This window comes from Mesobacillus subterraneus (assembly GCF_000934845.1).
Lineage (GTDB): Bacteria > Bacillota > Bacilli > Bacillales > Cytobacillaceae > Mesobacillus > Mesobacillus stamsii.
The window spans coordinates 58,923-69,360 of sequence record NZ_JXIQ01000095.1 but is presented as its reverse complement, the minus strand read 5'-3'; the positions used below and the strand labels follow the sequence as shown (position 1 = coordinate 69,360).

Below are 10,438 nucleotides of genomic sequence, written 5' to 3'. Positions count from 1 at the left end.
CTCTCATCCCACCCCTAAAGGGGGTGCTATCGCACCGTAGTGGACTTTCCCGTTCGGAAAATCTGTAATTTAATCGATTCTGCTATCCCAAGCTGATAGCAGCTTCTCCTTCCCCTTTGTATAATGATCCTTCAGTTCAGCAATAAAGTGATCCTTTTTTTCCAGCTTAAGAGCATCTGCTAACATTCGGTGAGTATGAGGAATATCCTCTACCTTCTCACTGCTGAGACGAAATACTTCCGCAAAAATCAGATCAATTAACGCAGTATACGAGTCCCAGCTATCTTTTAATCTTTTATAGCCAGATAATGCAATGATTTTTGTTTATTTTTCAAATAGTCAATTATAATTCTAGTTTTCTTTTTCAATTCTAAATAATTTGACACTTTATCAAACTGACGTATAATAAAACCAAAAACTTTAGGAGGATCACAAATGGGAGAGGCACTTGCATGCAAGGATGCTATTTACGCTTTTAGCAAGGAAAATAAACCCGTGAAATCAGTCGCTTCTGGTTCTACAATTAAAATCGAAACCTATGATTGCTTTCAAAATCAGATTCGTTCGAATGATACAGAGATCAACTCGATTAATTGGGATAAAATCAATCCAGCTACAGGGCCAATCTATGTAGAGACTGCTCAGCCAGGGGATATTCTTTCGGTTAAAATTGAGAAAATGGAACTGAAGAATGAAGGAGTCATGGCAACTGGGCCCGATTTAGGAGTTATGGGACACCGCCTCGAGAAATTCGAAGCAAAGATGATTCCCATTCGAGACGGAAAAGCTATTTTTAACGAAAGACTCCAAATTCCTCTAAATCCAATGATTGGAGTAATTGGCGTTGCTCCAGCTGGAGAACCCGTCTCCTGTGGAACTCCAGGTGAGCATGGAGGAAATATGGATACAAAGCTTATTACCGAAGGCGCTACTCTCTACTTCCCTGTTTTTGCCGAAGGAGCGTTATTCGCATTAGGCGACCTGCATGCAGCGATGGGAGATGGCGAAGTCGGTGTCTCTGGAATTGAAATCGCGGGTGAGGTAACAGTGACTCTGACAGTGATCAAGGGACAGTCTTTAAAGCATCCAGTGCTGATATCAGAAGAAGGAGTCGCAACGATTGTATCGGCAGCAACGTTAGACGAGGCTGCCAAAACTTCTGTCGAAGAAATGATCGACCTGCTCCTCCCCAAAACCGATTTGCCATTGAGCCAACTAACAATGCTGATGAGTGCAGTTGGACAGACCCAAATATCGCAAATTGTCGATCCGCTTGTAACCGCCCGATTTTTCGTACCAAAATATTTATTAGACGCTTATGATATAAAATTGTTCGACTAAGACTTTTTTTCTGATTTTGATTAAAATCATTTTTGGAGTCTTCCTTGGTTACTAAATTAGGGGTCATTTCTTTGGATTTGACACCCTGCGCCATACCAAGGAGCTCCTTTTTTTCATGTACTTTTAACTTTAAAAAATAGGAACGTACGAGAAAGGAATGACATGTGAAAGCAAGAGATATCTACTAAAAATCAAATGATTAATTGTGTTGATAGAATCCAAATAGATCAAAGGTCAGTGTTACACAGGGTAAAGCTCAGGACCTTGAGATATTAGAAAACTTTTTTTGGAGGATTTCCTATGCAAAGACTGCCGCTCATCATGGTACGTTCCCTATCAAATATTCCCACCCATCCTGTTCCAGAAGCTTATCATATTAGAAGTTTTGAAAATGATGAAAAAGATTGGGCTGCCATTTTAACAAATGCCGGAGAGTTTGATTCGGTGAATGCAGGGCTGGATCGCTTCAAGCAAGAATTCGCTCCTTATCCAGCCGAAGTCAGAAAAAGGATGTTTTTTCTCGAAAATGAAGCTGGACAAGCGATAGGTACCGCAAGCGCCTGGTATGGGGAGCTGAACGGCGAGGAAATGGGGCGGATCCACTGGGTGGGAATTGTGCCGGAATACCAGGGGAAAAAACTAGCAAAACCATTGCTCGCCTTCTTGCTCCAACAATTGGCCAGCACACACCAAAAAGCCTATCTGAAAACCCAGACAACCAACCTTAAAGCCATTAACGCTTACTTGAGGTTAGGATTTACACCGTATATACAAGACGACACAGCAGGAGCGATTTGGGAGCAAGTATATACAGAATTAAATACAATGAGACAATAAAGATATAAATTTGTTAACTGGATATCACCCTAATTATCCGTCTTGAAGTGATATCTAAGAATAGCCGCCAGTCCGGCGCCATGCTTAAAGGTCCCTTCGGCCACCAGATTCTTTAACTCTTCCATCGACATCGTATGCAGTTCAATTTGCTCGCTGTTTTCAAGCTTTTGTTCTGTCTTCGTCAAGCCAGCGGCGGCAAACAGGAAGATTTCCTCTGTTGTTGATCCTGGAGAAGGATAAAAGCTTCCGAGATCAAGCCAATGCTCAGCAACGAAGCCTGTTTCTTCCTCCAGCTCTTTTTTGGCGATCTCAAGCGGAGAGCTTCCCTCAGGTTCTATCATTCCTGCTGGCAGTTCCCATTGCCAGTCTTTCATCGCATGGCGATATTGATTAAGACAAACGACCTCATTGTTTTCCGTTACCGGAAGGATGCAGACTCCTTTTGCAAACTCCAAATACGAAAAGGTCTTCTCTTCCTCATTTGGCAAAATAACCCGATCAACAGTAACCTTGAATCTGTCCACTTTTTTCGTGGTTGATTGCGTAATTTTCCAAACCATTTTCTTCGCCTCGCTTTCTGGGTTACTTTTAAGAAAAAAGCAGCAAATATCTATTTTTACTAGACATTTGCTGCTGGTATTTTACAAGTGCGAAACAATCATTTCCGCTACTCCATCCAGTTCAAATTCTCCCATCCCAGATGGCAGCATGAAATGGTCCCCCTTCTTAAACTGATACTTCTCGCCGCTAAAAATGAGTGATCCTGTACCCTCAATGACACTGACCAGTTGGAAGGAAAGGTCCTGATTCCATTTAGCTGAGCCTGCCAATTCCCATTTATGGACAGTGAAATAGTCACTTTTCACAAAGGTAGTAATTTTCATATCGCCTGATGTGTTGAAAACAGGCTTGGTTTCCGGCTTTGCCGCAGGAACAGTCGTTACCGCAATCGATTGCTCGATATGCAGCTCGCGCAGATTGCCTTCCTTATCCTTGCGGTCATAATCATAAACCCTGTAAGTTGTATCCGAATTTTGCTGGGTTTCCAGAATGACAATTCCTGCTCCGATTGCATGAATTGTCCCACTTGGAACAAAGTAAAAGTCTCCTGGCTTTACAGGCACCCTTGTCAGGAGTTCTTCCCATTTGCCGTCATGAATCATCGCCGCAAGCTCTTCCCTTGATTTTGCGGTATGGCCGTAAATGATTTCCGCACCTTCCACGCAATCGATGATATACCAGCATTCCGTCTTACCCAAGTCCCCTTCATGCTTAAGACCATACTCATCATCCGGATGCACCTGAACCGATAAATCTTGAGCAGCATCAAGAATTTTCGTCAACAGCGGAAAACGGTCCCCCTCAATATTTCCGAACAACTGACGCTGATTTTCCCACAACTCGCCTAATGTTACCCCCTTATGCTCCCCGTTCTTCACAATACTCTGGCCATTGCTGTGAGCAGCAAACGCCCAGCACTCGCCAGTCTGGTTAGAAGGAAGCTCATAACCAAAAGATTCAAGCTCCACCCCTCCCCAAATCCGCTCCTTAAAAACCGGTTCAAAAAATAGTGGTTGTTTTGACATGTTCATAAACCTCCATAGTAACGATTCCATAACTACCATATTAAAAGACATTTTCGCGAAGGGCAATGTTTCCTTCCTATTCTTGTATTGCATTTCTGGCAAGTAAGAGAGAACCTATAATTCCTGCGTCATCACCAAGACCTGGGCTTACGATATAATCGGACAACCTCGGCAAGGCAACATAGTCATTCAGTAACTCTTGTAAGTATTTTTGGAAATACGAGAATACTTGCTTCTGATTCATCACTCCCCCGCCAAGGATGATTTTTTTCGGTGATAAAATCAAAATATATTGCATAAGAGCTTGGGCGATATAATATCCTTCCAAATCCCAGACTTCTTCTCGACTAACCAGTTCAATCCCTTTCGCTCCCCAACGCTCCTCAATAGCAGGACCTGCGGCAAGACCTTCGAGGCAATCCGAGTGGTAAGGACACTTTCCTTTATAGTGATCCTCCGGATGCCGTCTTACAAGGATATGCCCCATTTCCGGATGGGAAAGTCCCTGAAGCAGTTTTCCTTGAACAACTGCGCCAGCCCCAATGCCAGTTCCAACGGTTATGTATAAGCAACTATCCAATCCTTTCGCTGCACCAAATGTGGCTTCACCCAATGCCGCTGCATTCACATCTGTATTAAAGCCAACAGGAACCCCTAACGCCTTTCTTATTTCCTGGACAAAAGGATATCCACGCCAACCGGGCTTCGGAGTCGAAGTAATCGAACCATAGGTTTCACTATCCAAGTTTACGTCAATAGGCCCGAACGAACCAATCCCAATCGCTTCGACCCCATGCTTAGAAAAAAAGGCTATCACTCTAGGTATTGTTTCCTCTGGAATAGTAGTTGGAATCTGAATTCGTTCCCCTATTCCCCCTAATTCATCTCCCACCGCACAAACAAACTTCGTACCCCCTGCTTCAATAGCTCCAAGCATTTTGCTAACCTCCATTTCTGTATTCACTAATAACAATATAAGTCTTTTTCTTTCAAACTAAAAGCTTTCCATACAAAAGAGAAGTGCATTCTACACACTTCTCCGTGTCTCTAACTTTTTCTCAATCCGATAAACTCTAGCCTCATATGGCTGTAGCTCAATAACTTCTATATCATCAATTTGATAGTTCGCCAAAATCAGTTCTTTCAACTTAAAATTCAAGTATGAAGGAAGATCAAGCTGAGATTTCTGGTCAGAGATATTCAGAATCACTAGCCAGCGTTCATCTTCCAACTCCCTTGTATAAACATAAATTTGAGGATGATTGTCCATGTAAGTTTCAAAAGTCCCATACACCATGACTTCATTTTCTTTCGCAGCTGGATAAGCTTCTTATAGAAATAGAAAACTGAATCCTGGTCAGCTATAGCCTGTTCAACATTGATTTCCTTGTAGTTTGGATTGACTTTAATCCATGGTTTTCCTGTAGTGAAACCGCCATTTACAGACATATCCCACTGTACAGGTGTCCTGAAATTATCGTGGGAAAGCAGCTGCAGACTTTCCAGGACCTCTTCTGGAACGCGGCCTTTTCCTACTTCTTTCTTGAACTTATTCTTTGTGGAGATATCATTATAATCATCAATCTATTCAAATCTGATCCCAGTCATTCCAATTTCTTCACCCTGGTAAACATATGGCATTCCTGGCAGAGTATGAAGCAGGGTCGCAAAACATTTAGCGGATTCTACCCGGTAAGTAGTATCATTCCCAAACCTGGTTACAATTCGTGTATGATCATGATTATTCAGAAACTGAGAATTCCAGCCTTTTTCCCACAAGCCTTCATACCATCTCTTTTGAATTTCTTTAAATCTAATCAAGTCCCATGAAGCCATATCATCACATACTTCAAAATGAAATAGTGTGTGAAGCTCCTTTCTTTGTTCACCAACATAAAGCACACCATCTTCAGGTGTAACAAACGGGATTTCCCCCACTGTGAACACATCATAATGACGGAGAACTTTTTCATGCATTTCCTGCAGATACTCATGAATTCCAGGGTTATTCCCTAAATAGGAAATATCCACTAGATTATTCGCATCGGGGAATCCGTCGATTTTAGCGAGCAGGTTTATGACATCCATGCGAAATCCATCAATCCCCTTTTTCAGCCAAAAGTGCATCATCTCATATATTTCTTCTCTGACATTTTGGTTTTTCCAGTTCAAATCCGGTTGCTCGACAGCAAATGAATGGAAATAGTATTCGCCTGTCTGCCTATCGTACTCCCAAGTTGATGGGGAAAAATAGGAACGCCAGTTATTATGTCTTTTTTCCCAAATATAGTAATCTCTTTTAGGATTATCTTTTGAAGAACGTGATTCAAGGAACCACGGGTGTAGATCTGATGTATGGTTAACAACAAGGTCCATGATCAACTTCATGCCTCGTTTGTGAACTTCATCAAGCAGCCTGTCGAAAGTTTCCATCGTTCCCGCCTTCTTCATCACTCCCTGGTAGTCTGCGATGTCATAGCCATTATCTACATCTGGTGAATCATAGAAAGGATTTAGCCAGATGACATCGATCCCCAATTCTTTTATATAATCAAGTTTTTCTATGACCCCCTGTAGGTCGCCGTATCCATCTCCATCTGTATCGTGAAAGCTTCTCCAATAGATCTGATAGACTACAGCTTCCTTCCACCACGTTTTTTTCATCTGTCCTCTCCTCAAGCAATTTATTTTGTCACTATAACCTCATAGCCAGTTGTATTTTCAACAACTGCAACATCAATTTTTCCAGTCTCTCTATTTCTCTCCACCTGTAGCGATAATACACCTGCAGCAATAGACAGCCTGTCCACTGTCAAAGTGTTCATGCCTTCAATAAAGAAAGGATTCAGATGTATTTCTTTCTTAACAGAATTCGGATGGATTCCGAGGATAGATTGCACAAAAGCGAACGAAGTCGCTGCAGACCAGGCCTGAGGGGAGCATGTTGTTGGATAAAGAACCGGGTATCCAACCTCTTCCCCATGTCCGCAAAATAATTCAGGAAATCGCTGGTATTCGAAATGCTTAGAAGCCTCAATTAGTCCGGAAATCACTTTGCCTGCCTGCTGCTTGTACCCTAGTTTGCTGAGCCCAAGAAGAATCATTCCATTGTCATGCGGCCAGACACTTCCATTATGGTAGCTCATCGGATAATATCCTGCTGCTTCCACGCTCATCGTCCGAATTCCGTATCCGTTGAACATATCATCCTGTACCAGTCTGTCAGCCACCTTTTCAGCACGTTCTGTTTCAGGCAGCATCGAAAATAACAGGTGTCCAGGATTTGAAGTCACTGACTTAACTTTGTCATTGTCTTTATCCAAAGCAATCGCATAAAATTGTTCCTCTTCCATCCAGAAAGACTTTTCAAAGCTATCTTTTAATCTTTTAGCTTCTTCTTCCAGTTTGCCCGCCAATTCTTTTTTTCCTAAAGTCTGTAAAATTGGTGCCAGGGTATTTTTAGCCTGGTATATATAGCCCTGGACCTCGGAAAGGGCGATTGGCGACTTCGCATATTCCCCATTTTCATGGACGAGCGAGTTGCTAGAATCCTTCCATCCCTGATTTGGAAATCCTTTTTCAGCCTCTTGATGATAGGAAATAAATCCTGTCCCCTCTTCAGCAATTTCATCGATCCATTCTAACGCTCTCTGAATGTTAGGAAGTAATTCTTTCACAAGTTCCAGATCCCCGGTCCAATTGTAATACTCACCAACCACCACAAGAAATAAAGGAGTAGCATCGATCGTTCCATAATAAGGACTAAATGGAGATTGTCCTGTTGTCACAAGTTCCCCGAAGCGGATTTCATGCATGATTTTCCCTGGCTGTTCATCACGCCATTTATTAACTTTAATTCCCTGGTAATGTGCTAATGTCCTAAGCGTACCTTTTACTTTGTATGGATTTAAAGGAAGCATGAATAAGGAAGTAATCAGGCTATCCCTGCCAAATGGCACAGCAAACCATGGAAGTCCAGCGACCGGCATATCCCCATACCCTACATCAGTCATCAGCATCCTCACATCTTGTACGCCGCGGTCATACAAACTATTAAAAAGCGGCAGATCCGACTTTATCGCTGTTGTTTCGCTCTTCCACTGCTGATAAGAATCTTCGAGCAGTTTAAAAGCTTCTTCATAAAAGAGTGCCTTTCCGCCTTCTCCACCGATTAGCGGGGCAACCGTCACCAAAATTTCCCGCCTTTCCTTCGGCTCTAGCTCAAGCGAGAAGGATACAGTGCCATGCTCATCAATCTTCTGTGCAGGACAATCCCATTTGATCAAAGTTTCTCTTAAAATATCATCTGCCCCCTGGTAACGAATGGTGTATTCGTTCTCGCCAACTTTAGGGGCCAGCTTTTTGCCTACATTTCCTTCACGATAATGGCGAACAATGAACATATCCTGGAAATCAGCATCAAATGATATAAAAAGTTCTGTGCTTCTTGTTTGTAAAAAATAGTTGGTTAAAATGATTTTTTCATAGAGAACACCATCAAAGATGAATCTTTCCCTTTTTAATTCAACAGCACCTGTGTCGTTTACATTTTTCATCAAATGAATACTGGCAAGATAGCTTTTGTTTGATTCTGATGATAATAATTCAAGTCTCTCTCCGTCCACAAGCACTTCAAGTCCGCTTAAGAACCGGGTATCCTTCGTATACAATCCGTACCCATTGTCCAGGTTTGAAGTGATATCTCCGTTCTTCTCCGTCAGGAAAAATAAATCTCCTTCTTTAATGACACTGTAATCCATAATCCGCACATCCTTTAGAAGTAAAATAAATCTTAATTTGCCCGATTAGCCTTTAAGGCCTGAATTCGAAATACCTTCCATATACTGTTTCTGGAAGACAAAGAAGAACGCCAGAATCGGCAAGGTTGTCAATACAACACCAGCCATGACCAAAGGCGTGTTCTCGAAGAACATATCTTTGACACTGTTCAATCCGACAACAAGTACATATTTTTCAGGTGTATTGGCCAGAGTACTTGGAATCAAGTAACTGTTCCATGTCCCAGCGAATGTCAAGATCGCAACAGTAATCAGGACCGGTTTGGACAATGGGTAGACAATCCTCCAGAAAGCTCCCATCTTGGTCAGTCCGTCCATGCGCGCAGCTTCTATCAATTCATTCGGCACTCCGATGAAAAACTGGCGAAGCATGAAAATATAGATAGCTTGATAGAGAAATGGAATCGTCAGGGCTGCAAAAGAATTCAGCCATCCCAACTTAGCCATATTCACATATACCGGTATCAGGATCATGTGATATGGGATCATCATTGTGATGACGACAATCCAGAAAATTAATTTCTTCCCGAAAAAATCGAGCTTCGCTAGAGCATAGGCAGCCATCGGGTTGATGATAAGGTTGCCGATCAAAATGATTCCCGTCATGACGACCGTATTAAAAAGCCATTTACTTACACTGTAGGCATCACTCGTGAAGAATGTTTTATAGTTATCAAAGGTCCAATTTTCCAACCCTGTGAATGTATTAACATATTTTATTGGAATAAAGGAAGTGTACAGAGTATATAAAAAAGGTGCTGAAAACACCAAAGCAAGTAGCACAATTGCAGTATAGATGCCTATTTTCGATACTTTATTTGTAAAAATCATTTTTATCACTCCTTATCGTCCAATAGTTTTTTCTGCAGAACCGTAATCAGCATGATTATAAAGAAGAAGATAACAACAGCCGCACTTCCGTATCCCAGATTCATATAGCGAATCCCATGCTGATAGAAATAGGTGATGACCGTGCTTGTCGCTCCAGCTGGTGAGCCAAGAGCGCCATATCTGGAAATTGCCGCGATTTGGTCAAAAATCTGGAAGCCAAGAATTGTTCCGACAGACACGACAAAGAATGTTACAGGCTTCAGCATAGGCACAGTAATGAAGCGGAATTTTTGCCATGCATTTGCCCCATCGATGACACTTGCTTCATACAGTTCTTTCGAAATTTCTTGTAAAGCCGAAAGGTAAACAATCATCGTAAATCCGACCTGCTGGAAGATGAACAATAAAGTGACAAACAATAACGCATATTTCGTACTTGCAAACCATGTTACATTTTCCATGCCAAAAGCCGTGAAAAACTTCGTAACAAATGTGTTTTCTTTAAAAAGCATCATCGCTACAGTAGTCAGTGCAATTTGTGAGGTAATATAAGGAATAAAAAAGATGGTGCGGAAAAGTCCTTTTCCTTTGATTTTTTGATTAACCAAAATCGCCATCACGAGCCCCAAGACAGTCTGTACTGGCACTGCAATCAAAACGATTTTAAGGGAATTGCCCAAGGCCTGGTAAAATTGCGGATCGTGAAGGATGAGAACGTAGTTTTGTAATCCAATGAATTTTCCCTGACTCAAATCCATGAAATTGACTTCCTGGAAGCTTCTTACAAACGATTCCATGAAAGGATAAAAGAACCACCACCCCCATAATATTAAAAAAGGCAGCGAGAATACCCATCCGACAAATTGGTCAGAATCCGCCAGTGACCTTAAAGAGAATCGTGGTCTTGTTGTCTGTTTTTTAATTTTATTTCTGCCGGCGTAAGTATCTGCCTTCAACATACGCTTTCCTCCATTCTTTTTTGTACATATTGTCTAAAAAATTGAAGTGCCGAACCCCACTCCACGGAATGGGGTCAGACACTTA

General features: G+C 41.9%; 8 protein-coding genes and 1 pseudogene. 2 read left to right on the top strand and 7 right to left on the bottom strand.

Annotated features, from left to right (window positions below):
* The first annotated feature begins 435 nt into the window (after positions 1–435).
* Both UB32_RS12180 and UB32_RS12175 read left to right on the top strand, forming a co-directional pair.
* On the top strand, positions 436–1,341 hold the full coding sequence (locus UB32_RS12180) for an acetamidase/formamidase family protein (RefSeq protein WP_044394154.1): 906 nt from the start codon (positions 436–438) through the stop codon (positions 1,339–1,341).
* A gap of 300 nt (positions 1,342–1,641) precedes the next feature.
* Positions 1,642–2,178, top strand: a complete 537-nt coding sequence (locus UB32_RS12175) for a GNAT family N-acetyltransferase (RefSeq protein ID WP_044394153.1) — start codon at positions 1,642–1,644, stop codon at positions 2,176–2,178.
* Between the two features lie 29 nt (positions 2,179–2,207).
* Here UB32_RS12175 and UB32_RS12170 read toward each other — a convergent pair whose 3' ends face one another.
* The 7 genes and pseudogenes from UB32_RS12170 to UB32_RS12140 all read right to left on the bottom strand — a co-directional run bounded on the left by UB32_RS12170 (position 2,208) and on the right by UB32_RS12140 (position 10,353).
* On the bottom strand, positions 2,208–2,738 hold the full coding sequence (locus tag UB32_RS12170) for an NUDIX hydrolase (RefSeq protein ID WP_044394152.1): 531 nt from the start codon (positions 2,736–2,738) through the stop codon (positions 2,208–2,210).
* 81 nt (positions 2,739–2,819) lie between these two features.
* Positions 2,820–3,764, bottom strand: a complete 945-nt coding sequence (gene manA, locus UB32_RS12165; protein ID WP_044394151.1) for a mannose-6-phosphate isomerase, class I — start codon at positions 3,762–3,764, stop codon at positions 2,820–2,822.
* A 76-nt stretch (positions 3,765–3,840) separates the two neighbouring features.
* Entirely contained in the window at positions 3,841–4,701 is an 861-nt protein-coding gene (locus tag UB32_RS12160; protein WP_044394150.1) for an ROK family protein, read from the bottom strand.
* 90 nt (positions 4,702–4,791) lie between these two features.
* A pseudogene (locus tag UB32_RS12155) lies at positions 4,792–6,428 on the bottom strand (glycoside hydrolase family 13 protein).
* A gap of 20 nt (positions 6,429–6,448) precedes the next feature.
* Entirely contained in the window at positions 6,449–8,524 is a 2,076-nt protein-coding gene (locus UB32_RS12150; protein ID WP_044394149.1) for an amylo-alpha-1,6-glucosidase, read from the bottom strand.
* Between the two features lie 45 nt (positions 8,525–8,569).
* Positions 8,570–9,394, bottom strand: coding sequence for a carbohydrate ABC transporter permease (locus UB32_RS12145; RefSeq protein WP_044394147.1), 825 nt, complete (start codon positions 9,392–9,394; stop codon positions 8,570–8,572).
* Positions 9,395–9,399: 5 nt separating this feature from the next.
* Positions 9,400–10,353: a carbohydrate ABC transporter permease gene (locus UB32_RS12140; protein ID WP_084221824.1), complete on the bottom strand. Its 954-nt coding sequence runs from the start codon at positions 10,351–10,353 to the stop codon at positions 9,400–9,402.
* Positions 10,354–10,438 lie beyond the last annotated feature (85 nt).